This window comes from Arthrobacter senegalensis, assembly GCF_059091765.1.
The window spans coordinates 578,432-600,185 of record NZ_JBNHGZ010000001.1; the positions used below are offsets into that span (position 1 = coordinate 578,432).

The following is a 21,754-nucleotide window of genomic DNA, read 5'->3' on the forward strand; positions in this document are numbered from 1 at the left end:
CAGGCATCGTGCGTGGACCGTTCCGATGGGATGGCTCCGCGGTACTTGAAGATTGCCGGGAAATGGCATGACCACAACCTACGGGGTGCGTCTCCGGGACTGGGTAGTGCTGTCCCTCTTAGGTAGCGCGCGCCGCCGCAGGAGCACCGACATGGCGACAATAAAGAAAAGGAAGTACAGCCATGCGGGGATCAGCCGCGCCCAGACGGGGGCGGATACGAGGATCAGAATCAGATTCGCCACTGTCAGCCCGAGTAGACAGATCACAAAGGGCCACCACAGGGGGTCCGGCTTCCATGTCGCCATGCCCCGAGCCTAAACCTGAGGAGGAGGGAGGGGTACCTCCTTCGGCCGGCCATGGTCCCGTCCGCCTGCATAGCCATCGCGAAAGCGTGCGGGCACTCCCTGCAGCACAGGAAACCATGATGACACCGAGGACAATTGCGGCATGCCGAGCAGCCTTCGCCTCGACTGCTGCGCCTGGCCGCTAAGAACACGTGTTCTTAGCGGCTATCGCAAAAGGTCCGAGGGAGATCAGGAACTACACATTGAACCTAAATTCCACCACGTTCCGTGACCGAATAACCTCTGAGGCTTCCAGCTTCGTGTCAGCGGCCATTGTCATGGGGCGAACGATGCAGTTCGTAGCGGCCCTCGGCTCAGCCGAGGGGGAACCGCTCGACCACCTTGTCGGCCAGTGCTACCGTTCGCTCCTCGATGTCGTTGGCCGTCCAAGAATCTCTCGCGGCCAGCTCTGCGTTCAGGGAGAGTCCGTTGCGGTAGCCGATATATCTGCCCTTTGAGTCCTTGCGATCCCGCTTCTCAAGAAAGGACTTGTTGCCGAGGTTGCTGTTGTACGCGGTGATGGTGAGGTTGCCAAGCCTGTGTCGGTGCTGTTCCTGCACTTCGGCCGAGACCGCTTCGCCGCCCAGCATCTGCTGCCACGCCGGCGGGAGGTTTTCGCCCTGCGGGAGAATGTGCTCGATCGTCCAAACGAAGTGGTTCTTCTCCTGACGCCATAGATCAACTTTGGTCTCTTTGGTCATGGCGTCCTCGGCCAGCGTCGCGAGAACGAACCGCGCGACGTCAGTGTTCTCCTGATAGATCCGCCCCACGAGGCGCCCCCGAAACTCTTCGTCTGTAGCCGAAGCCGCATTTAGCACCTCCGTGACGACGGTCAAGACCGCGTCGCCGCGCGCCTCGCCCACAGAGTTGATCGTGGTCATGAACAGCTTTGCCAACGCGTAGGTCGGCGGATACCCGGTCAGGTTACGACGCACGAAGAAGCTCGTCAGGAGGTGCACGACGGACTCGAGGTGATCGTCGGCGAGTTCCAGCTCCGATTGCTTTGACATCAGCCACATGAGCAGAACGTAGGACGGCGCTCCCTGGGCCCGCATAAGTCGCTGGAACGCCCGGTCCAGCGACGTCGGTTGATCGAGCTCGACCACGCAGTTGATGCGGCCGTACATCTTGCTCGACTCCACCAGCGCCTCAATGAACTTCTTCAGATCCTGCCCCAGGAGGGTCTCGTAAATCCGAATCAGATTGGACTTCGTTGCGACCGAAGCGTTAGGTACGTCGGGAAGTTCCCCCTTGAAGGCGTTGTAGTAGTGGCGAAGAAAGCGCTCCTGCGTGGCGTAACTGTCGCCAAGGCTCGTCAGCACCTCGTTCCAGTGCTTGAACGCCTCGTCGACGTTCATCACCTCTCGTTTCTCTGACTCGGCGAGCAGGTGGTTCTTGATCAGGTCCACGGGCGAGAGCGGCATGCCGCGGTTGTTCAGTGACTCGAAGAGAACGAACGCGTCGGCGTGGCTGGCAACCTCGATTTTCACGATGACCGCCCGCAGTGCCGCCTCGTGCAGCGTCAGCGCGGCTTCCGTCTCGGTGATCTCATCGGTCTCCGCGAGCTTCACGATGGCCGACCGGAAGTAGTTGTAGCACTTCGCAATCCGGCGGCTGGGGTAGTACGGTTTCCAGTCCCCCTGGATCGGCAGACCCGCCCCCTGCAACACCTTGCGGTAGTCGGCGAGGTTGTGCCCTTGCTTCTGCGGCGTCACCCTAGGCTGCTCGTCCGACTTGCGCACCAGCAGCCGACCAAGGTTCGTGACGTCGGTGCGAGTGTCGTCGCCGAGCTCGGCGAGGTGCTCTTTGAGCACTGAGTAGACCGCCGCCAGTAGGAGCGTAAGCGTCGTGAGCCGTTGCTGACCGTCGATCACATGGAGAATATTTCCCTCCAGCGTGTCGGTCGTCTGGTCGAGCGTGATGATGGTGCCCAGGAAGTGCGCCCCTTCGGCCTCGATGAGGTCGTCGAACAGGTCCTCCCACTGCGACTTGTACCAGGAGTACTCCCGCTGGTAGGGAGGGATCCTGTACAGAATGTTGCCCTCGTGACTGAAGAGCGTGTGCACGGGGTATTGGTTTGCCGACTTAATCATCTGACACCTTTCGCCTCGTCGAGGCTGTCCATCGGCGGCAGCACAACGACGATCTTCGTCGTCTCGACAGGGGGTGCGATGCGCCGTGCTTGAGTCCTTGGAAGAGGAAATCTGAGTTTTAAGTCCCGTAGCGCTCCAGTGCGCTTCAGCTGATCTGCCCCGCAATCAACAGCACTGCGGAGCAAGTAGGACTCGGACGATCGTCGCCTAGGGGGCTAGCGGGCCTGCATCCGAATCCTCGCCAGGTCCATCTATTTCCGCCACTAGCGCGGACACGACCGATCGCACAGTTGCGACGATTTCCGATGCCAGCGGATCGACGACTGCGTGACGCTCACGGAGCGCATCAGCCAACTTCTCCCCCACTTCATCTTCCGTGAGCAGTGCCTTCGCAACCTCGGCGACCGTCCAGCGCGCGGTTTCGTTCACGACTTTCCGGACGACCGGCTCATACTCCGCCCGCCACTTAATTTCGGCTTCCATCCGGCGAACTATGGCCCGCTTTTCGGCTTCGACGAGTCGCTTGGTGACCGCATTCCAGTCCGTCATTCGGATTTCCTCCCTCTTAGTGATTCCCCGGGGCGATCACGCTCTGCCGTGATCTCGCTAAGGGTCACGCTCTTCACTGTCGTCAAGGAAGTTGCCGCCGTAAGCCGTTCGACGACCAGGGAGGAGGCGCCGTGGGCTGGATGGGCCCCGCTGGCACGGGTTTTGGACGAAACCGGACGGAGCACTGGAGCCCCAGCTGCCCGTTAGTTGGCGAGCCCTGCTTGAGCCGGGCCGCTCCTTGTCGCCAGCTCGGTGAGCACGAGGCGAGCAGGAGTCTGGACAAAAGATGCGGCCTAGGGGGTCAGAAACGATGAGTGGCCGGCCGCTGCGCCACCAGCTTCTCCTCCAACGGTTAGCCGCCAGGGTGCTCGAGCGGCCGCCAGCGGAACCAGCGCTTCACAGCGAACGGCGTTTCCCCTACCCCGAACTCGACGCGCGGCTGGCCGGCCGTGTGACTACCGTCGTCGATCCAGCCGCTGGTGCGCGACGTTGCGAACGGCTTCAGCGTATGAACTGCACCCAACAGAACGGTCCGACTGACGGCGTCCGGCTCCCTCGCCCGCGCGGCCGGACGCCGCTGTGTCGATCCCGACGCCCGAGGAACGTCGGGAGCTTCAGGGGTTAATGACCCCGCCTCCGGTTTGGAGGCCGGGTCGATCACGGCGCCGTTACCGAGCTTATGGGCGGACAGGTGCGGGTCAGTGATGGGAGGTGTGCATTCTCCAGTGGTCCCGGAAGTTGCCGTGCAGCTGCGACTCCTGCGAAGGCGAGGCGTAGTTGTGCAGCTCCCGCCGCATTACGGGTATGTCCCCCAAATCCGGTTTGTACGGCGCAAGAGCGCAGGCCTGCGTCAGAGCCCCACGCCTCCTGATTTTTCTGGCCTGGGACACGGTCCGGCTCTCGGTCGCCCGTTGCTGCTTTTCCAGCATCTTCGTCCATTCACGGAAGTGCGGGTTGAGGCTCTCCAGTATCGGACACCCCACCGCGGGCTCCCAGCCGAAGTACCGCAGTTGGACCCGTAGCAGCTTCCAGTACGTCCGGTGATCCTCCGGGCTCAGAGCCAGCGGGGAGCAGAGCATTTCCGCCAGGACAAGGGCGAGCCGTTGGCGGGACCCGTCAGTGTCAGTAGCTGGCCGGCCGGATCCATAGATGTCCAAAATCCAGGTCCACGCGGCAAACAGCATCCTTCGGCGGTCCGACGGGTACAGGCTGCCGGTTACGGCTTTTACCGCAAGCCTAATCCGGTTAGCGGCATCCCGATCAATCTCGGAGTAGCGCTCCTCGAACTTCCGCAGGATGCTGGCGACGGCTGACGCCTCCCGGATCCAGATGCCGACGGACAACGCGTTTGCCCGGGGGTCCCGTTCCCCGTGTGGGTCGCCCTCACTGAGGGAGCTGAACCCGCGGGTTCGACGATTCTTGTTCGACATGGCTGCTGCCTTTCCTATTTTCGGGCGTAAAAAAGGCCCCGAGGGCCTGAAACACTTGCTTCCTTTCTGTTGCAGTGAAGCCACCTATCCTTCGGGACTGCGGCACACCACGAAATTCACTTGTGTTAAACGCAATCGAGGCCGGATAAAAGTCCAACCTCGATACTTTAAGTATCATTCTCAATGACGTGACGCAGCAAGACCCGTCCTCATTTTGGACACCTCTCAGGTCCCGCCTCTTGGAAGTTCGGGCTGTCGATCATGTCGATGATTTTCATACTGGCGGCTTTCTGTTCGTGGACGGGGATGGCTTTCCTCGTCACGGGGAATCCCGCTCACAGCTGTGCTGTGAGGGCAGCCGGGCGGCGAAAAGGAAACGCCCCAGGTACCGTGCCGCATGGTGCGGTGGTACCGGGGGCGTCCCGGGGTGTTGCTGTCGGTTAGGCGGCGGGCTGATCCAGCACGGGCGCGTCGGCCGGGGCTTCCTCGACGGGAGCCTCTACGACCGGGGCTTCCTCGACGGGAGCCTCTACGACCGGGGCTTCCTCGACGGGAGCCTGCTCAGCTGCCTCTTCCTCCGCTGCCTCTTCCTCCGCGGCCTCTTCGGCTTCGCGGGCCTTCTCAGCAGCCTGCTTGCCAGCGATCTTGGCCTTCAGTTCGGCCTGCTTGGCCTCCTGGGCAGCCTTCTTCTCGGCATTCTTTGCCTTGACCGCAGCCAGCCGGGCCGCCTGGGCTTCCTTCTTCAGCTTGTTGGCAGCCTTCACGGCGGCCTTCTTTGCGGATGCCTTGGTCGTAGCGGCAGCCTTCTTCGCTGCAGCGGAGGCCTTCTTCTCCAGTGATGCTGCCTTCTTCTCCGCAGCGGAGGCCTTGGCGGCGGCAACCTTGGCCTCGGCCGCTTCCTTCTTCAGGACGTTGGCGGCCTTCACCGCTGCGACCTTGGCAGCTGCGGCTTCCTTCTTCAGGACAGCCGCTGACTTGGCCTGGACAGACTTGCCCTTGGCGACGGAGGTCGAAACGGAAGCCTTCGGGGCTTGGTCGGCGGCCACGGCAGCGCCGGCTCCGCCCGAGAGGACTACTCCGGCGGCCAGGAGGCCGGCAGCGATCTTTGGTGCAAGTGACATGGGGGGCTTTCCTTCTGTGGGAATGAGACTGGGCGGGCCGGTGCGGCGACTGTTTCCCGCAGAATGAGCTTAAACGATCTTATTAACAGTTTCTTCAGCATTTCCGCAGCAATTCCGAAGGATTTTGATGGATGTAGGGCTGAAGCGGGTAGAGGGGACAGTCTTGGAAATGGTCTTTATCGAAGGCCCTTGGTGAGCCTTCAGTTCGGAGTTGGGCGAGTACGAGTTCCTTCTCGCCAAATCGAGAACTGGCTCTCTCGTTTGCCCTCGAGAGCGGCGACGATAGCGTCCAGCACGTGACCCACTTTGGCAGGTTCCCGTAGTGCATTGAAGTCGGCTGTTGCCTGCTGCCAGAGTTTTGCCATCTCCGCGGCGTGGAAGGCGGCTTCGGCCTAACCGAGCCCATCGACGATATCGCAACGTTGGTCTTTGACTTGAGGGAGTACGAGCAGACACTCGTCGAGGCTCAGGAACGGATTGCATCCATTCCCGACCGGGACCCGCCCCAGGACAAAACTTTTGTGGCTGTGGCAATCGGGGTGGTCCTTGTCGGAGAATAATCCGGTGCGAGGCAAGCCCGAACTGCTGCTGCTCAGGGACGCCGTGCGCACAGCATTCCGCGACACCAACCCGGCCGGAATGGGTTTTGGAGGTACGTGGTTCCCCGAATCCGAATATGACACTGAGGTCGACAGGGCAACCAGCTGGCTAGCCAAAGGCGTCTCCCCTGGTGAGATCGCCGCGAGGACGATACGCTCACTGGCCCGTGAGTGGGCAGTCGACGTTCATGCCGGCAAGCAGGAACAGCTCACACACGCCTAGGAGTCCATCGGACCCCCGCCCTGATCCACCTCCACACCGATGCGGGGGCCTTGCCGGCTGCGCCTCGCGCCACGCTGAGCCTGTAATCGTTTTCAGGCCGGAATGATCGAAATTGATATGGAGAGGCCCGAGATGAGGAAGCCCCTAAAGCTGAACCAGACCGGCGACTAAGCCAAAGGCGACAGGGCCCAAAAACGTTACCCAAAAGGCCATCCGGTCTCGCCCTTCACTCTCCTGATTCACAGATGAACCGTAGCGTATGGAGGAAGCAAAACAATTCTCGAAAGGGCCCGTTTCGCTGCCACGCCCTCGCACAGTGACGGTCCACTTCACGAATCTATGCTGCGGGCGGGTCAGGGGAAACACGCGCGACGAGAGACATTCAAGGAAGACGCTTCCCAAAAGGATATCTGGGAAGCGTCTTCTAAGAGGTTTGTGCCCTCAAACGATGAACCCCTATCCAAGTGGGTGCCCGCGGGTCAAATGGCCTTCTTCACCACGCTGGACTTCAGTTGTATCCGCCCAAACCCGGGAACGGTCGCGTCGATGTCGTGATCGCCCACGCCGTCCTCAATCAGTCGGATGCCCCGCACTTTGGTGCCGACCTTCACCACACCGCCACCTGCGCCCTTGACCTTGAGGTCCTTGACGATCGTGACCGTGTCACCATCGGCGAGCACATTGCCAACGGCATCTTTGATCGAAGCGGCCTCGGACGTTGTATCAGGTGTGGCCTCGGCCGAGACCTTGGGCCATTCGTGCCCGCACATCGGGCACACCAGCAAAGCACCCTGCTCATACCCTCGCGGCACCCCGGGCAAGCCGGCAGACCGTCAGACATTGAGCCTAAACTCGACCACGTTGCGTAACCGACTAACCTCACCCAGAGCGCCGGGTCTCCGCTGGGTGGGCCCTGTGGGACGCCTCCCAGCCAGGCCCTCGCGCTCCTTAGCAAATTAACCCCTTGCCGAACGGAAGGTGTGCCGACGAGGCTGCTAGCTGGTCACGGGCACCCGAACGCCGGCACGGGTCTCGTTCACGAAGCGGGCTGCGGCCTACGGCTCTGCAACAATCTCAGCGTCAGTTACACCAGTTGCACCGGAGACGTCTTCGCTTTGGGGGCTTTCCTCATCCGGTAGTTTTTTCTTCTTCGGTTTGAACAACCCGGTTACACCGGACCCAACGATGCCCGCTGTTCCGGCAATCGCACCGCCCAGGTTCTTAGCCTTCTTAAGGACCTGTGGCGCATCCGGAAGACCTTCGTCAGCGAGATCGCTTGAACGGAACTTGTCCGCAGCATTAGAGGCAGTTCCTTTTACTTTCGAACTAACATCCTCGAAAGCGACCGCAAGGGCTTTTGTCCTGTTTTGTGTCAATTCATCGGCACGCTTCACGGCGGCCAGGTAGGCCTCTGCATCGACGTTCGGAGGTGGAATTTCCCTGAGATGCTTCATTAGGCGGTTCGACTGTGTCTTGAGAGTGACAAACGTGAGACTGCCTGACACCACTCCCCCAATTACCGGAACCACCTTGCTCACAGTATTGGCGAAGGTCTGTTTAGTTACCTGAACTCCAACGATCCGCAGCGTTTGCTTCATTGGGAGATACCACGCGGTTTTAGTCAGTGCCACACTCGCGATCTTCTTCTGGACGGCTGGACGGGCAACCTGAGCGGCGAAGCGGCTGACCGTAGTCGACGCGCCGCCGACCCCCATCATTACGCCGAGGAACGCAGCCAGCATGCCCAAGGTTTCATCATCCACGTCCTCAAGATCATTGAGGAACGATTGCCAGCCATACGTATAGGCGAGTTTCTGCATGACCCTGAAGGCGTGCACGTAGAACTGGGTAATGTCTGCAGGCACTGTCCCGAGCATTGCGAAACCGCCTGGCAAACCGGCAGCAAATGACAACGCCGTAGATTTTCCAGTCTCGAAGTCAATAGCGCTCTGGGCAATTTCATCAAGCATGGCCAGGGAAATGCCCGCTGCCGCTGGGTTCTCTGTGACCACCGTGTCGATCTCGGCGGCCCCGAGACCTCTCTTATGAAGCTCTGCCTTAAGGAATTGCGCCCTGTCAATGCGCACACCACGCAGACGTATAACCTTTCTCAGGAACTCGATAGCGAATTGCTCCAGTTCCCGATCTTGTTCATCGATCGTGGCCTTGATACCAGAATTGCCGCCCGCTTCTGCGTCGAGAACGTCACTCTCTACGTCGACCATGCTCCCCAGGTCCGCCACCGCAATCGGCTCTACGTCTTTACCGTTCTCGTCGCCCACAGATTCCGCCACTCCCCCTGGTCTGAAATTATCCCTAGCTGAGACGATCATAACCGTGATATCCGTCGATTCGGTCATAGCAGGCGCAGACGTTTCATCGAGCTTGCACAGTGGATATCCAGGCCGGAGGACGTGCCATAATCAGCCAGATCCTGCTTGCGTATATGGTTCGAGGGGGACTTGACGCAGCGACCTGTTGTGGCCGTTCACAACGCGGAATTCCGAGGGCGCTTCGACGTCGAATGAAACTGGAGACTGAATCGTAATGAACTTCCTTAAAGCAGTCATGAACTTTTTCAAAGCACGGGTACTGCTTTGGCCTCTCCTGCTGATCACCGTCTTGGTTCTCGCGGGAACGGGCGCCGCTTTCGCATTCGGTGGACTCAACGCTCTCGCTCTCAGTTCACTGTTCACCAGCAGTTCGAACGAACGCGATTCGCAGGTGGTTCAGTCCGTCACGCGAATGCAAGAGGTCACCTTGCTGAGCCTTCACATCGAGGGTGTCGCGAGACACGAAAGCAATGGCGAGATTCTCGGCGTGGCCATACCCGCGAGCGAGAAAACGACGCTGATCCAGTACAAGTTCGACGCAAAATTAGGCATCGATGGGTCACAGGTGAAAATCGAAGCCACCGGCCCAGGGTCGTTTCGCGTGACTATCCCTGAATTCATCAGCATCGGCTTTGCCGATCCCGTGTTCGAGGACGCCCTCGAGAGCAACAACGCGCTTAGCTGGCTGGCACCGCCAGCCGTTCAAACTCGCATGATCAACAACATTCTCAGCGACGAGAACAAGCAGAAGTTCATCAGCCAAAACGAAGCAGCACTGAAAGAACAGGCCAAGGTGTTCTACTCAGGGATCATCGCAAGCGTCGATCCCGAGATCACCGTCGCCTTTGAGTTCGCAGTGTAGATGCCCGCAGCACCCCGTCCTCGTTTGTACTAGGTTTTCCGCCGCCTATGGGGCGAGAATTCCTTGGTCCCCCTGTCGAATAGCAAGCCTGTCCTGCCGCTCGACCCCGGAAATACCGACGCATCGATCAGAAAGCCCTCGGGCCGGAGGCGGTCGGACCGGTAGTCATAACGGCTCTTCCCACGAACGGGTTGGAAAGCTTTTCGGGGGCCGATTCCGGGCCGGGCGAGTGCGAGAAGTTTCACCAGTTGTGGCGCTAGGATGGGGATCTGCTGGCTGTAGTGTCGCGGGGATGAGGGATCATGGGCGGGGATGTCGGCGGAGGGCCTCGCAGGGACCGTGGCCGCCGCCCGCGTTCCCGGTGGCAGAGGCTGCTGGCATGGGCGGACGGGGTCAACGAGCGCTTCCGGCTGCACGGGGAGCAAGCATGGGACAAGGTCCTAGAATGGCCGTTGCGCCGCCGGGAAGTGATCACGGGTTTAGCCGCGGTACTGCTCGTGAGTGGTTTCAGCGCAGTCCTGGTGTCGAGCGGCGGGGATTTCGTGCGGAGTGCCGAACTCGCCAGGACCCAGCCACGGTCGACGGCTAAAGTCGTCGAGGTCATCCAGGGTGCGCGTGGCAGCGACACCTATTATCTTGAGCTGGACGGCGAAGAGATCGAGGCCGACTACGGCTGGTTCATCCCCGACCCCACGCCGGGAGCTGTGGTCGAAGTGGTGCGCGATCCCGAAGACTCCGGACGCGTGATTGCCGTTGGGCGGCAGGAGGACTGGGCAAACCGTCCCGTGTTCAATGCGCTCCTGTGGCTCCTTGCTGTCGGCATCGGCGCAGCAATTACATCCGCCGTGGCCCTGAAGCTGATCCCGGAACGGGCCGAACCCGTGCTCGAGACGATGCTCGACGCGGGCGGGCGCACCATGCGCCGGGCGGACCGGCTGTTGCAGCGGTGGCTGGGGCGCAGGCGTCCGCCGTCCGGCCGCCGCAGCGCCGGAAACCGGTAACTGCAGCCGGGCAACGCACAGCCGTCGTTTCATAACGGAGCGGATCGCCTAACCGGCATCCGACCTTGCATGGGCAACAGGACCTGGTAAGGGCCACGTCTGCAACACTGGGGGCATGGAATTTCCAGAAGACGGGGGACGTCTGGAAGATGATCCCGCGTGGGCAGCAATGCTGGAGGAGTTCGGGTTCGTCGTGGGCCCCGAAGGCTTCGAGGACGAGGTGGACGAACCCGATCCTCTGTGGGTCGAGCACGGTGTGCTGCCCCCGAATGCCCGCGAGCACCTGCTGTCCAATGAGGATGGGCGGGTGGTCATCGATTACCCGCCGGACGACCAACCCGGCCTGGAGATCCTGGCCCCGGTCTTCGACGCCGTGCGTACCGTCCAAACCTGTCTGGGTGTCACCGACTTCTCTCTGCTGGATGAGATCCCGCACCTGGAAGGGCTGGATATCGACGACAAGATCAAGGTCGCGCCGACCCGGCGGGAATGGCCCGAACTCCGTTACTACAGTGGCCCGTGGCAGCCGGAAACGGCCCCCTTCGTGTCTGCGCCACGTCTAGATATCCTCAGCCTCCGTGGTGCTACGCAGGAGGCCCTGGACCTGATCCCAGGGCCGCTGTCCCATCTTGGCCTGCGGCGACTGAAGCTGGCCGACGGTGATGCTGGCTGGCCGCACCCGGCCGAGGTCGTTTACATCGACACCACCCGCCGGGTCGACGTCAGCCGCATCCACCAGCTGGCTTCGGCCGAGACGATCATTTTCGAAGGCGTCGGCGAGGTCTCCGGCCTCGAAGTCGTCTCCACCGAACACCCGCTGCGGGAACTGTCCCTGCGCAATGTGCGCAGCCTGGGCACGACCGTCAATCCGTGGTTGATTCAGGCCGATAGGATCTACGTCGACGGCCGGCCCAACGTCATGAAGTGGGTCAACGAGGCCCTGCTACACCGGCCCGACGGCTGGGACGAACGCTGGGAGTTCGACCGAGCCTGGGCGCCCTAGCTGCCGCCGCCTACATCTCCACTGCCACGGAGATCATCCGCCTGGTCCCCGAAGAATGACCGGCTCGTCCGCGCCGCGTTGGCGGATCGCCAACGGACACTTTCCCGGGAAGTCCTGCCCAATGACGGGCCTAGGATGCAGTTGTCCTCTGGGACAACTTCGTTGCGGAGGACCGGACCTGCCCGTCGGTCGGTCACGGCGGGGAGTTGATGAAATTCAACGCGTGTAAGAGTTGTTCCTGCTTGCGGGACTGGACGTCAATTCCCCAGTCGCGGGCAAGAGAGCGCATGGTCCTCGCCGCAACTTCGACGAGTGCAATCCCTTGGCCAGCCAGCCGGCAGCCCTATCGACCTAGGTGTCGTACTCCGATTCCGGATAACAGCTGCCGCCAGCTCCCATGCCAGCCGAGTCCGTGGCCAGAAAGGTCTGCCGGGCAGCCTCCCGCAGCAGCAGCACGTCCCTCCTGCACTTCACGGAGTCATTGTCTGGCAGAGACCATCTCCATTGCCACCGCCGCAGCAGTTTGTCCTTCGGTGGGCGGATAGGGTGCCACATGAATTACAGCGCCTTTGTCAGATCAACCATGACGCGACCAAGGCGCAAGCTCGTCGAATCAACGAGGCAGCTGTCGGTTGAACCGAAACTCAACTACACATTGAAGCGGAACTCCACCACGTCGCCGTCGACCATTACGTAGTCCTTGCCTTCAATCCGCACCTTGCCGCGGGCCTTGGCCTCGGCCATGGACCCGGCCCCCACCAGATCGGCAAACGACACCACTTCGGCCTTGATGAAGCCGCGCTGGAAGTCCGAGTGGATTACGCCGGCAGCCTGCGGAGCGGTGTCGCCGCGGTTGATGGTCCAGGCGCGCGCTTCCTTCGGCCCGGCCGTCAGGTAGGTCTGTAGCCCCAGCGTGTGGAAGCCCACCCGCGCCAGCTGGTCCAGCCCGGACTCGTCCTGGCCGTTCATCTCGAGCATCTCGCGGGCCTCTTCCTCGTCCAGCTCCACGAGGTCCGCTTCTAGCTTGGCATCCAGGAACACGCAGTCGGCGGGTGCCACCAGCCCGCGCAGCTCGGCCTGCCGCTCGGGGCTGCCGAGCACGGCGTCGTCCACGTTGAACACATAGATGAACGGCTTGGCGGTCAGCAGGCTCAGTTCCCGGAGGTTCTCCATGTCCAGCTTGTCGCTCTCGACGGAGGAAAAGACGGTGTCGCCGCGCTCCAGGACTTTCTGCGCTGCCTGCAGGGCGGCCAGCTCCGCGGCGTCGCGCTTCTTGATCTTGACTTCCTTCTCCACCCGCGGGAGGGCCTTTTCCAAGGTCTGGAGGTCGGCCAGAATCAGCTCGGTGTTGATGGTTTCCATGTCCGAGCGCGGGTCGACCTTGCCGTCCACGTGGACCACGTCGGGGTCGTCGAACACACGGATGACTTGGGCGATCGCCTGCGCTTCGCGGATGTTCGCCAGGAACTGGTTGCCCAGCCCCTCACCCTCGGAAGCCCCCTTGACGATGCCGGCGATGTCCACGAAGGACACGGTCGCGGGCAGGATCCGCTGCGAGCCGAAGATCTCCGCCAGCTTCTCCAGCCGGGGGTCCGGCAGCGAGACCACACCGACGTTCGGCTCGATGGTGGCGAACGGGTAGTTTGCCGCGAGCACGCTGTTGCGGGTCAGTGCGTTGAAGAGAGTTGATTTGCCGACGTTGGGCAGTCCGACGATGCCAATAGTTAGAGCCACGGTAGTCAAGGATACCGTGGCCCGGACACATCGACCCGCGTGCCGTATTTTGTCCGAGGCGGCTGGCATGGTGAAGGTATGGATGCATCGCATGTACTTCTCGCCCTTCTGGCCCTGTTCGTGGGCGCCGCCGCCGGCGCCGCGGCCGTCGCCGTCCTTCTCCGCCGCCGGCTGGCGGATCTGCAGGACGCCGCGAAGGACGACGGCGACCGGCTGGCAGAGCTCTCGGCCCGCCTCGCCGGGGTGGAGGCGGAGCGCCGGATGCTCGCCGAGCAGAACGCACAGCTCTACGCCCAGGATGAGCAGGAGAACACCGTGCTGCGCGCCCTGATCCCGGTCGGTGAGAAGCTCAAGCTCGTCCAGCAGCAGGTCAGCCTGTTGGAACGGGACCGGGTGGAGCAGTTCGGCCAGTTGGCCGAACAATTGCGTGCAGCCCAGCGCAGCGACGAGGCGCTGATGCGTTCCACGCAGACGCTCGCCTCCGCGCTGCAGTCCAATTCCGCCCGCGGGCAGTGGGGCGAGGTGCAGTTGCGTCGGGTGGTGGAAGCTGCCGGGATGCTCGCCCGGGTGGACTTTGACGAGCAGGTGCACCTCGCCGGGGCGGACCGGACCGGCCGTCCGGACATGATCATCCGGCTGCCGGGTGGAAAGTCCATCGTCGCGGATGCCAAGGTCCCGCTGCGCGCCTACCTGCAGGCCCAGGAAATTCCGGCGGCCGCATCGGCTGCCGAACAGCAGCAACGGGTGGATCTGCTGAACGCCCATGCCAAGGCGGTGCGCGCCCACGTGGATGCCCTGGCGGGGCGGAAGTATTGGGAGAGCCTGCAGGCGTCCCCGGAGTTGGTGCTCTGTTTCCTGCCCTCGGAGGCAGTGCTCTCCGCCGCCCTGCATGCCGATCCCGGCCTGCTCGACCACGCCTTCGCCCGCAGCGTTGCGCTGGTCTCCCCCGTCTCGCTGCTGGCCACGCTGAAGTCGGTGGCCTTTGCCTGGCGGCAGGAAGTGCTCAAGGACAACGCACGCGAGATCTTCGACCTGTCGCGGCAGCTCTACGAGCGGCTCGGAACGCTGGGCGACCATGTCACCAAGCTGGGCTCGTCGCTCAAGAGCTCGGTCGAGCGCTACAACTCGTTTGTGGGGACCTTGGAATCAAGGGTGTTGCCGACCGCGCGGAAGATCTACGCCTTCGACGGCACGTCCCTAGAGGAGCCGGCCGCCCCGGCGGCCCTGGAGAACACGCCCCGGCTGCTCTCGGCCCCCGAACTGATCGAAGGCCGCGACCCGGCCGCCTAACAGGGCGGCCGGGGCATTAAGGGCCAGGTGGCCCTGCGGCCGGAACCGTGTCCGCGGATGCGGCCAGGCAGACGCCGCGGACCTGCGCTTGCCGGGCCGGCGGCGCCGCGGTCCCGCGCGTTAGCGTGACTGGCGGGTGACGCGGCCGCCGAGGCCGCGCGATTCGTCGCCGCGTTCCTTGAGCGTGGCGCGCAGTTCCTTCGGCAGCGAGAAAAGGATGTCCTCTTCGGCGGTAACCACTTCTTCCACGTCGCCGTAGCCGTAGTCGCCCAACAGGCGCAGCACCTCGCGCACCAGGACCTCGGGCACGGAGGCTCCGGAGGTCACGCCGACGGTGGCCACGCCCTCGAACCAGGACTCGTCTACCTCGTTGGCGAAGTCCACGCGGTAGGCCGCCTTGGCGCCGTACTCGAGGGCGACCTCGACCAGCCGCACGGAGTTGGATGAGTTTTCGGAGCCGACCACAATGACCAGGTCCGCTTGGGGTGCGATCTTCTTGATCGCGGCCTGGCGGTTGGAGGTGGCGTAGCAGATGTCGTCGCTCGGCGGATCCTGCAGAGCCGGGAAGCGGTCCCGCAGGATCGAGACGATTTCCATCGTCTCGTCGACCGAGAGCGTCGTCTGCGACAGCCAGATCAGCCTTTCCGGATCCCGCACTTGCACTGTCCGCGCCTCGTCCGGGTTGTTGACGATCGTGGTGTGGTCCGGCGCTTCCCCGTAGGTCCCTTCGACTTCTTCGTGTCCCTCGTGACCGATCAGCAGGATCTCGTTGCCGTCGCGGGCGAACCGCACCGCTTCCCGGTGCACCTTGGTCACCAAGGGGCAGGTCGCGTCGATGGTCCGCAGCTGGCGGTCCTCGGCGGACTGCACCACCGCAGGCGAAACACCGTGCGCCGAGAAGACGACCAGGGCGCCTTCGGGCACCTCGTCGGTCTCTTCGACGAAGATGGCGCCCTTTTCCTCCAGCGTGGAGACCACGTGCACATTGTGGACGATCTGCTTGCGCACGTAGACGGGCGGGCCATAATGCTCCAGCGCCTTTTCCACCGCGATCACGGCCCGGTCGACGCCGGCGCAGTATCCACGCGGGGCCGCCAGCAGCACCTTCTTGTCACCGTCCACGGGTGCGGCAGCCCAGACCTCGTCCGGGGTGCGGCGCTTGCGGGGAATGGTAGGCATGGAAAGGGAAACAGCAGTACTGGCCATGCCTCTATGCTAGCCCGTGGGCCCGGTTCGCCGGGCCCCGCCCAGCACCGCACGCAGGGTGAAACCGGCCACCGCGACCCCCAGTCCGGCGGCGGCAAAGACGGCGGCCCAGGGCCGGAAGTCGGCGACGGCTAACTCGACCAGCCTCCCCAGGACCACTTGGGCCAACGCACTTTCGCCCGCCGCATTCACTGCCAGCGGCGGTGCAAGCCCGGCGGCCAGCCAGAGGACCCCGCCCAGTAATCCCGCGCCAATACCGGCCCAGGCCAGCGCCGTGGCGGGACGCCGGGCGGCCAGCAGCATCAGCACCAGTGCCGCGGCCGCTGCCACCGCGGCAACCCACCACTGCGACGGCAGGTCCCGCACCGAGGCCAAAACGCCGCCCGCCTCTGCCGAGCCCAGCGGCAACAACACCTGCTCGGGGCTCCGGATATTAGTACCCAGCGCGTCCGCTACCCGCGAAACCGCCAGGGCCACCATGGGGGCGATATCCAGCGTGACGGCCGCCTCTCCCCCGGAAGTCCCGGAGAACGTATGCGCGTGCGACAGGGCCAGCGACTCGTTGAGGGCCCGCGGGAACCCGGCCAGTTCGGTCATCGCTCCAGCGGTTCGCTCCACGATGGGCCGCACGAGTTCCTGCAGGCCGGCCGGCAACTCGGCACTGCCGGCAACTTCTTCCGTGATGGTGGCGGCCAGCGCCGACCGGAACCCGGCGTCCTCGCCGAGCGGGGCGGCCAGCGACACGAAGCCCCCACGGTCGAGCACCCGTTGGTCGGCCCAGGCCCCGCAGAGCGCGGCCCCGGCGAGGAGCACGGCCAACAGCCCGCCGACCGCAGCCAACAACGTCCGCACGGTCTCCTCCGTTTCCTTGCTTGCTTCAGGCAGATCCGGCGGGGCTCGAGGAGCGCCGCCTACCCCTACCCAGTACAACAGAGAATCCGATTGACAGGGATAACTGGTAAGAATGTAGGGTCTCCGGCAGCCGTCGGAATCACACCTCCGGAAGGGGCAATTCATGGAGTCAAGCGCGGTCCAAGGCGCCGGCACCGGACAATCGACCCTGCCCCCGACTGCCAACCAGACGACGGCGGACAACCCGTGGCCGCTTCGGCTGCTGTCCCAAAAGCTCAAGATGCACATCGACCGCGTGCCGCCCACGTGGGTCGAAGGCCAGGTCATTGAGCTTAACCGCCGGAACGCCACCACCTACCTGACGCTGCGGGACACCGACGCCGAGGCATCCTTCAGCCTGGTGGTCTGGGGCAGCGTGATGGCGCGCCTGGAGCTGCCGCTGGAACCAGGCTCCCGGGTGGTGGCCCAGATCAAACCGGACCTCTACGTCAAGACCGGGCGGCTGACCATGCAGACCCGGGACATCCGGCCGGTGGGGCTCGGCGACCTGCTGGTCCGGTTGGAGCGGCTGCGCCGGGCGCTGGCCGCCGAAGGCCTCTTCGATCCGTCCCGCAAGCGGCGGCTGCCCCTGCTGCCGCACCGCATCGGCCTCATTACCGGACGCGATTCCGACGCCATGAAGGATGTCATCCGGAATGCCTCGCTGCGCTGGCCCGCCGTCGAATTCGAGGTCCGGGAAGTTGCCGTCCAGGGCGTGAATGCCGTGGCGCAGGTGATGCAGGCACTCGCCGAGCTCGACGCCCGCAACGATGTGGACGTCATCGTCATCGCCCGCGGCGGAGGTTCGCTGGAGGACCTGCTGCCCTTTAGCAACGAGGATTTGGTCCGGGCGGTGGCCGCCGCCGACACGCCGGTGGTGAGCGCCATCGGACACGAAGCGGACCGGCCCCTGCTCGACGACGTCGCGGACCTGCGTGCCTCCACGCCGACGGACGCTGCCAAGCGCATCGTCCCTGACGTCAGCGAGGAACTGCATCGCATCGGGCAGGCCCGCGCCCTGCTTGCCCGCCGGGTGGAGCAGATGGTCCACCGCGAAACGGAACGTCTGGCCGCGCTGCGCAGCCGCCCGGTGATGGCAAACCCCGCGGGCATGGTGGATGTCCGGGCGGAAGATCTCCACCGGCTCGTCTCCCGGGCCCACCAGGCCGTCTCGGCGGCCGTGCACCGTGACAGCGACCGGGTCGCCCACCTGAAGGCACAGGTGCGCGCACTGTCCCCCCAGAACACCCTGGACCGCGGCTATGCCGTGGCCCAGCTGCCCGACGGCCGGGTGCTGCGCGACGCGGCGGACGCACCGGCCGGAACACGGCTGCGGCTCCGGGTGGCCGTCGGCGAAGTCTCCGCCGAAGCCCTTCCCTGACGCCGTTCCCGGAATCCCAGACACCACCACACAACACCGGCACCGAAAGCGAGACCCCATGACAGAGCAGCCCGCACCGCCCGACGTCGCCTCCCTCTCCTATGAGCAGGCGCGCGAGGAATTGGTGGCCGTCGTCAGCCAGTTGGAAGCCGGCGGCGCCAGCCTTGAACAGTCCCTGGCGCTGTGGGAGCGAGGCGAGGCGTTGGCGGCCCGCTGCGAGGCATGGCTGGAAGGCGCCAGGCAGCGGCTCGACGCGGCACGCGAGGCGGCAGGGACCGAGCCGTCGCCGGCCAGCCCGGGCAGCCCCGGAACCGCCGCGTCCCCGGTGTCACCCCTCTAGTCCGCCCCGCCCCGCCCGGTTCCCGGTGTCACCCCTCTAGTCCGCCCCGGCCAGACCGGTTCCCGAGCATCGGACCGGCGAACCCGGCGGGCGTGCGTTACGAGGCAGCCAGGCGGGCCTTTTCCGCCTCGACGTCGAAGCCCGCCGGCGGCCACTGCGGGTCGATGTCTTCCAGTGCCTGCAGCAGAAGCTCCTGCACGGCGATCCGTGCATACCATTTGTGGTCGGCCGGTACCACAAACCACGGCGCGTCGACGGTGCTGGTCCGCTCCAACATGACCTGGTAGGCCTGCTGGTATTCGTCCCAGCGCCGCCGCGCGTCCACGTCGCCGGGATCGTACTTCCAGTGCTTGTCGGCCCGGTCGAGCCGGTCGCGCAACCGTTTGCCCTGTTCGCGCTTGCCCAGGTGCAGCATGACCTTGATCATCCGGATGCCCCGGCGGGCCACCATCGCCTCGAAGTCGATGATCTGCCCGTAGCGTGCCTCCACCTCCGCCAAGGGCGAGAGCCCGTGCACGCGGTGGATGAGCACATCTTCGTAGTGCGACCGGTCAAACACTCCGATCATGCCGGGACCGGGCAAGGCCCGCTCCACCCGCCAGAGGAAATCGTGCTCCAGCTCCTCCGGCGTCGGCGCCTTGAAGGCCCGGTGGGAAATCCCCTGCGGGTCTGCGGCTCCGACCACGTGCCGGACGATCCCGCCCTTGCCGGAGGTATCCATCCCCTGCAGCACCAGCAGGACCGCGTCCGGCGCCCCGGCGCGGCTCTGCGCGAAGAGGCGTTCCTGCAGTTCGGACAGCCGGCGGTCCGAGGCCCTGAGCAGGAGTTTTCCCTCGGTCCTGCCGCCGAGGAATCCGGGTGTGGAGCCGGTATCGACACCGGCCAGGCCGAATCCCGGGCCGACCCGCAGCATCTCCGACGGCGTCCGCGTGAACTCGGGCAATCCGGTCTGTTCCACCTGGTCCTCCTGTTCGGCCCGGCCGGCTTGGCCGGCGGTGCGGGTGGCGACAGCCTACCGAGCCGCCGGCGGCGCGGCTACGCAGACGCGGCTGTCACTGCCGGTATCCGGCCAGGAACTCCTCGATCCGCCCCACGGCTTCGGTCAGCACGTCCACGTTGGGCAGCGTGACCAGCCGGAAATGGTCCGGCTGCGTCCAGTTGAACGCCCGGCCGTGCGAGATCAGGATCTTCTGCTGCTTGAGCAGGTCCAACGCAAACTGTTCGTCGTCCTTGATCCCGTAGACTTCCGGGTCGAGCCTGGGGAACAGGTAGAGCGCGCCCTTGGCCTGCTGCGTGCTGACACCGGGGATGGCGTTCAACAGCTCATAGGCTTTATTGCGTTGCTCGAGCAGCCTGCCGCCGGGCAGGATGAGGTCGTTGATGCTCTGGTGGCCGCCCAGGGCGGTCTGGATGGCATGCTGGGCGGGCACGTTCGCGCACAACCGCATGTTGGTGAGCAGGTTGATGCCCTCGATGTAGTCCGCGGCCAGGTGCTTCGGCCCGGAAATGGCCATCCAGCCGCTGCGGAAGCCGCACACGCGGTAGGCCTTCGACAGGCCGCTGAACGTCATGACCAGCACGTCGTCGGCCAGCAGCGCCGTGTTCACATGCTCCGCATCCTCGTACAGGATCTTCTCGTAGATCTCGTCCGAGAACACCACCAGGTTGTGCCGGCGCGCCAGTTCCAGCATCCCCTCGAGGATGTGCCGCGGATAGACGGCGCCGGTGGGGTTGTTCGGGTTGATGATCACGATGCCCTTGGTGTTGGGCGTGATCTTCCGTTCGATGTCTTCGAGATCGGGCAGCCAGCCCTCTTCCTCGACGCAGAGGTAGTGCACCGGGTGGCCGCCGGCCAGCGACACCGACGCGGTCCAGAGCGGGTAGTCGGGGGCCGGGATGAGCACTTCGTCGCCATTGTTCAGCAGCGCCTGCAGGCTCATGGTGATCAGCTCGCTGACTCCGTTGCCCAGGTACACGTCGTCCACGCCGATCTCTTGGATGCCGCGGGTCTGGTAGTACTGCGACACCGCGGTCCTGGCCGAGAAAATGCCGCGCGAATCGCTGTAGCCCTGCGCGGTGGGCAGGTTGCGGATCATGTCCACCAGGATGGCGTCCGGAGCTTCGAATCCGAACGGCGCCGGGTTGCCGATGTTCAACTTGAGGATGCGCTGGCCCTCGGCCTCCATCCGCTGGGCATGCTCGAGGAGCGGACCGCGGATGTCGTAGAGGACGTTGTGGAGCTTGTTGGACTGCTTGTACTGGGCCATCCAACGATCTTCGCACACGGCACGCGCCGCCCCGGAGACCGAAGCGGCGCGTGAACGGGAGCCTGGGCCCCTAGCCGGCCAGGCCCTTTTCCGCCAGCCAGTCCGCGGCGGCGTCGGCCGGATTGCGCTTCTCGTCCCCGCTGACCTGGCGGTTGAGGTCGATCAGGTCCTCGGTGGTCAGCGCTGCCGAAACCTCGTTGAGCACCCGGGCCGCCTGCTCGTCCACGGCGTCGCTGCGGATCAGCGGCAGCACCTGCTGGGCGATGAAGTTGTTCTTCGGGTCTTCCAGCACCACCAGGTCGTTGTCCTCGATGGACGGGGTGGTGGTGTAGATGTCGGCCACCTGAATCTTGTCGGTGATCAAGGCGTTGAGCGTGGTCGGTCCGCCGTAGTCGTTGATCGGTTCGAAGGACTTGGGGACGCAGCCGTAGTTGGCTTCCAGCCCCGGCAGCCCGTACTCGCGCTCGGCGAATTCGGGGTTGGCTCCGAGCACCAGTTCGCCGCACACCGGGCCCATGTCCTCGATCGACGTCAGCTGGTATTCCTCCGCCGTAGCCTTGGTCACCACCATCGCGTCCTTGCTCTCCGCCGACGCGGGCTCCAGCACGCCGAGTCCCTCGGGCAGGGCATCAGCCAGGGCTGTCATGACGTCCCCGGCGGAGGCCGCCGTCGCCTCGGTGTCCAAAAACAGCAGGAGGTTGCCGCTGTAGTCCGGGATGATATCCACAGACCCTTCCTGGACGGCGCTGACGTAGACCTCGCGCGAGCCGATGCCCGGTTTCGTGGTGACGTCGTAGCCGGCGGCCGTCAGGGCGCCCGCATAGATTTCGGCGATGATCTGGCTCTCCGTGCCGCCGCTGGCACCGACCACCAGGGACCCGCCGGTGCTGCCTTCGGGTGCCGGCGTCGGGTCCTGCAGGGGGTCGGATCCCCCGCCGCAGGCAGCGAGCACCAGGGCGAGGGCGGCCGCCCCTGCGGCGAGCACGCTGCGCCGCGCGGCCGGGTTTTTGTCGTGTCCGCGGTTGCTGGCGTTGTTCCCGGGGTGGTCCTTCATGCTCATCTCCTCATGTGCCGGCACTGGCTGTT

Annotated in this window: 19 protein-coding genes and 1 pseudogene; 7 read left to right on the forward strand and 13 right to left on the reverse strand. The window is 64.3% G+C overall.

Features of this window, described 5'->3' with window-relative positions:
- Positions 1 to 78 precede the first annotated feature (78 nt).
- The 5 genes from AC5RVG_RS02615 to AC5RVG_RS02635 form a co-directional block, all read right to left on the reverse strand.
- A complete protein-coding gene (locus AC5RVG_RS02615; protein WP_494012620.1) occupies positions 79 to 306 on the reverse strand; it encodes a hypothetical protein in 228 nt (75 codons plus the stop codon).
- Positions 307 to 659: 353 nt separating this feature from the next.
- Positions 660 to 2,438, reverse strand: coding sequence for a DUF262 domain-containing protein (locus AC5RVG_RS02620; RefSeq protein WP_494012621.1), 1,779 nt, complete (start codon positions 2,436 to 2,438; stop codon positions 660 to 662).
- A 207-nt stretch (positions 2,439 to 2,645) separates the two neighbouring features.
- Positions 2,646 to 2,987 (reverse strand): hypothetical protein, encoded by a 342-nt coding sequence (locus tag AC5RVG_RS02625; protein WP_494012622.1) that lies wholly within the window; start codon positions 2,985 to 2,987, stop codon positions 2,646 to 2,648.
- A 698-nt stretch (positions 2,988 to 3,685) separates the two neighbouring features.
- Positions 3,686 to 4,417: a hypothetical protein gene (locus tag AC5RVG_RS02630; protein ID WP_494012623.1), complete on the reverse strand. Its 732-nt coding sequence runs from the start codon at positions 4,415 to 4,417 to the stop codon at positions 3,686 to 3,688.
- Between the two features lie 440 nt (positions 4,418 to 4,857).
- Positions 4,858 to 5,538: a hypothetical protein gene (locus tag AC5RVG_RS02635; RefSeq protein WP_494012624.1), complete on the reverse strand. Its 681-nt coding sequence runs from the start codon at positions 5,536 to 5,538 to the stop codon at positions 4,858 to 4,860.
- Positions 5,539 to 6,084: 546 nt separating this feature from the next.
- Here AC5RVG_RS02635 and AC5RVG_RS02640 point away from each other — a divergent pair.
- Positions 6,085 to 6,360, forward strand: a complete 276-nt coding sequence (locus AC5RVG_RS02640) for a hypothetical protein (protein WP_494012625.1) — start codon at positions 6,085 to 6,087, stop codon at positions 6,358 to 6,360.
- Between the two features lie 479 nt (positions 6,361 to 6,839).
- On the opposite strand, the pseudogene AC5RVG_RS02645 reads toward AC5RVG_RS02640, so the two are convergent.
- A pseudogene (locus AC5RVG_RS02645) lies at positions 6,840 to 7,201 on the reverse strand (zinc ribbon domain-containing protein YjdM).
- A gap of 214 nt (positions 7,202 to 7,415) precedes the next feature.
- Entirely contained in the window at positions 7,416 to 8,642 is a 1,227-nt protein-coding gene (locus tag AC5RVG_RS02650) for a hypothetical protein (RefSeq protein WP_494012626.1), read from the reverse strand.
- Between the two features lie 265 nt (positions 8,643 to 8,907).
- Here AC5RVG_RS02650 and AC5RVG_RS02655 point away from each other — a divergent pair, with 265 nt between their 5' ends.
- The 3 genes from AC5RVG_RS02655 to AC5RVG_RS02665 all read left to right on the forward strand — a co-directional run bounded on the left by AC5RVG_RS02655 (position 8,908) and on the right by AC5RVG_RS02665 (position 11,559).
- Positions 8,908 to 9,555, forward strand: a complete 648-nt coding sequence (locus AC5RVG_RS02655) for a hypothetical protein (protein WP_494012627.1) — start codon at positions 8,908 to 8,910, stop codon at positions 9,553 to 9,555.
- A gap of 497 nt (positions 9,556 to 10,052) precedes the next feature.
- Positions 10,053 to 10,556 (forward strand): hypothetical protein, encoded by a 504-nt coding sequence (locus AC5RVG_RS02660; RefSeq protein WP_494012628.1) that lies wholly within the window; start codon positions 10,053 to 10,055, stop codon positions 10,554 to 10,556.
- A 115-nt stretch (positions 10,557 to 10,671) separates the two neighbouring features.
- Positions 10,672 to 11,559: a hypothetical protein gene (locus tag AC5RVG_RS02665; protein ID WP_494012629.1), complete on the forward strand. Its 888-nt coding sequence runs from the start codon at positions 10,672 to 10,674 to the stop codon at positions 11,557 to 11,559.
- Between the two features lie 648 nt (positions 11,560 to 12,207).
- Here the strand turns inward: AC5RVG_RS02665 and ychF are convergent.
- On the reverse strand, positions 12,208 to 13,293 hold the full coding sequence (gene ychF, locus AC5RVG_RS02670) for a redox-regulated ATPase YchF (protein WP_494012630.1): 1,086 nt from the start codon (positions 13,291 to 13,293) through the stop codon (positions 12,208 to 12,210).
- Positions 13,294 to 13,371: 78 nt separating this feature from the next.
- On the opposite strand from ychF, the gene AC5RVG_RS02675 reads away from it, so the two are divergent.
- Positions 13,372 to 14,583, forward strand: coding sequence for a DNA recombination protein RmuC (locus AC5RVG_RS02675; protein ID WP_494012631.1), 1,212 nt, complete (start codon positions 13,372 to 13,374; stop codon positions 14,581 to 14,583).
- Between the two features lie 120 nt (positions 14,584 to 14,703).
- On the opposite strand, the gene AC5RVG_RS02680 is transcribed toward AC5RVG_RS02675, so the two are convergent.
- Positions 14,704 to 15,789, reverse strand: coding sequence for a 4-hydroxy-3-methylbut-2-enyl diphosphate reductase (locus tag AC5RVG_RS02680; protein ID WP_494012632.1), 1,086 nt, complete (start codon positions 15,787 to 15,789; stop codon positions 14,704 to 14,706).
- A gap of 9 nt (positions 15,790 to 15,798) precedes the next feature.
- A complete protein-coding gene (locus tag AC5RVG_RS02685) occupies positions 15,799 to 16,641 on the reverse strand; it encodes a hypothetical protein (RefSeq protein ID WP_494012633.1) in 843 nt (280 codons plus the stop codon).
- Between the two features lie 163 nt (positions 16,642 to 16,804).
- Here AC5RVG_RS02685 and xseA point away from each other — a divergent pair, with 163 nt between their 5' ends.
- Both xseA and AC5RVG_RS02695 read left to right on the forward strand, forming a co-directional pair.
- Positions 16,805 to 18,061, forward strand: a complete 1,257-nt coding sequence (gene xseA / locus AC5RVG_RS02690) for an exodeoxyribonuclease VII large subunit (RefSeq protein ID WP_494012634.1) — start codon at positions 16,805 to 16,807, stop codon at positions 18,059 to 18,061.
- Positions 18,062 to 18,119: 58 nt separating this feature from the next.
- Entirely contained in the window at positions 18,120 to 18,401 is a 282-nt protein-coding gene (locus AC5RVG_RS02695) for an exodeoxyribonuclease VII small subunit (RefSeq protein ID WP_494012635.1), read from the forward strand.
- A gap of 97 nt (positions 18,402 to 18,498) precedes the next feature.
- Here the strand turns inward: AC5RVG_RS02695 and AC5RVG_RS02700 are convergent, their stop codons facing one another.
- From AC5RVG_RS02700 to AC5RVG_RS02710, 3 genes are all read right to left on the reverse strand, one after another.
- A complete protein-coding gene (locus AC5RVG_RS02700) occupies positions 18,499 to 19,314 on the reverse strand; it encodes a PPK2 family polyphosphate kinase (protein WP_494012997.1) in 816 nt (271 codons plus the stop codon).
- Between the two features lie 139 nt (positions 19,315 to 19,453).
- On the reverse strand, positions 19,454 to 20,668 hold the full coding sequence (locus AC5RVG_RS02705) for a pyridoxal phosphate-dependent aminotransferase (RefSeq protein ID WP_494000367.1): 1,215 nt from the start codon (positions 20,666 to 20,668) through the stop codon (positions 19,454 to 19,456).
- A gap of 70 nt (positions 20,669 to 20,738) precedes the next feature.
- Complete coding sequence (locus AC5RVG_RS02710) at positions 20,739 to 21,722, reverse strand: ABC transporter substrate-binding protein (protein ID WP_494000368.1); 984 nt, start codon at positions 21,720 to 21,722, stop codon at positions 20,739 to 20,741.
- Between the last annotated feature and the right edge of the window lie 32 nt (positions 21,723 to 21,754).